General features: G+C 50.7%; 3 protein-coding genes. All 3 read right to left on the reverse strand.

All coding sequences use genetic code 11. The features are described from left to right. Positions 1–15: 15 nt before the first annotated feature. Positions 16–384, reverse strand: coding sequence for a hypothetical protein (locus ACVRRC_RS21710; protein WP_094962265.1), 369 nt, complete (start codon positions 382–384; stop codon positions 16–18). After that, the gene (locus tag ACVRRC_RS21715; RefSeq protein WP_472997537.1) at positions 381–890 is read right to left on the reverse strand and encodes a DUF1064 domain-containing protein; all 510 of its coding nucleotides are present in this window, start codon (positions 888–890) and stop codon (positions 381–383) included. Before ACVRRC_RS21715 ends, ACVRRC_RS21710 begins: the two co-directional genes overlap by 4 nt. A gap of 53 nt (positions 891–943) precedes the next feature. Beyond that, positions 944–1,351 (reverse strand): recombination-associated protein RdgC (rdgC, locus tag ACVRRC_RS21720; protein WP_472997538.1); only part of this gene is annotated, 408 nt, incomplete at its 5' end.

A 1,351-nucleotide genomic window follows, 5' to 3' on the forward strand; every position in this document is an offset into this window, starting at 1 on the left:
GGTGAGTTACCCCTGTTATACCAGCCTGCCCGCAATGTCGTTGCGGATCAGATAGTCTGCCAGGTCCCTGAGTGAAGAAACGCCCAAATCCCGCAGTACCGCAGGTGGCCGCTCTTTGTTAATTTCAGCTTCACGCGCTTTGCGAACGTTATGCAAATAGCGGTACATCTCATCGTGCATTGTCATAGCTTTGGCACTCAACAACGGGTAATCGCTGCGGGCAAACCAAGCTTCATAGGCTGCATCTCTACGAACGTGATATAGCGTAGGATCATCTTGCCCCTCAACTGGTGGACGCCAAGTATCGTCATTACGCTTTTTGCGCTCCGTTGATAAGAACCAGGTGTCAAAAAATTGCTTTACCAGGCTGTCAGTCACGCTCATGGATTTTCCTTGTTGTACCACGGGGAGAAGTCTTCAAAGTTCCACTCCCCCTCATCTTTGAGCCATTTCACGGCCAGAAAACGGAAGGGATAGAGTTCAGCGGCAAGCTTTATTTTGACTCGCGCATCCTCTTCCCAATGCCCCTTCACTTCATGCACCTCCAGATCACCCGAGGTCAGCATGACGAAGAAGTCCGCTGTATACGTTGTTTGGTCAGCAAGTCGTAGTTTGATGGATTCAAACTTAAACCAGGCGACTTCACCAGCATGCATACGCCATTTCAGGTGTTCGGCGTAGCGTGCTTCGGTTTTATTCATTGTGCCCGTTCGTAACCGCCCCAGCGCTTGGGTACGTTGCTTTGCCGTCAGCTCAGCAGGTGCTGACTCAATGGCTGGTTGTAGGGGGATGACAGGCTGAGTGTCATTTTTCGGTGCTGATTTACCCCCCGCGCTTCGCCCCATTCGTTGCTCATATTCGCGTTGCTGCTCTTCAGTCCAACGAAGCATTAAGCCAACCCCTCGCTAGTGGTTACCTAATTCATACCCGCTATGGTTACGCGTTACTCGTCGTCACCCTGACCGCCATTATCAGTCGCGTCCCCACCTTCCTCTTTGCTCTCAGAAGATGATTTCGCTTCCCCGCCGAAAGCTGCAATTAACTGATCCAGCAGTTCCATAATGACGCCGGTAAACAAAACGAAGTCCGCATCAAACCGCTGCACTTCATCTTCGCGATCGATATCGTCGTTCTGCTCAATCAGCGCGTCGGCAAAGTTCAATCGGGAAATGACAAAGCTATCGTTAATGACGAAGTTGAGTTGCTCCATCCAGCTCATCGAAAGCTTAGTGACTAACTTGCCCGCTTCGATGTGATTAGCAATTTCATCGCAAACTAAATCTTGGCGTTTGGTTGTCACCACGCCACCGTCTTCCAAAATGCCCTCAAGTGTCGCTTCGTCGCACAATGC

This window comes from Stutzerimonas sp. LR2 (assembly GCF_055755175.1).

What these genes read in the sequence shown, in the direction of transcription:
- ACVRRC_RS21710 (WP_094962265.1), bottom strand. Translation starts at nt 384, where the DNA reads ATGAGCGTGACTGACAGCCTGGTAAAGCAATTTTTTGACACCTGGTTC.
- ACVRRC_RS21715 (WP_472997537.1), bottom strand. Translation starts at nt 890, where the DNA reads ATGCTTCGTTGGACTGAAGAGCAGCAACGCGAATATGAGCAACGAATG.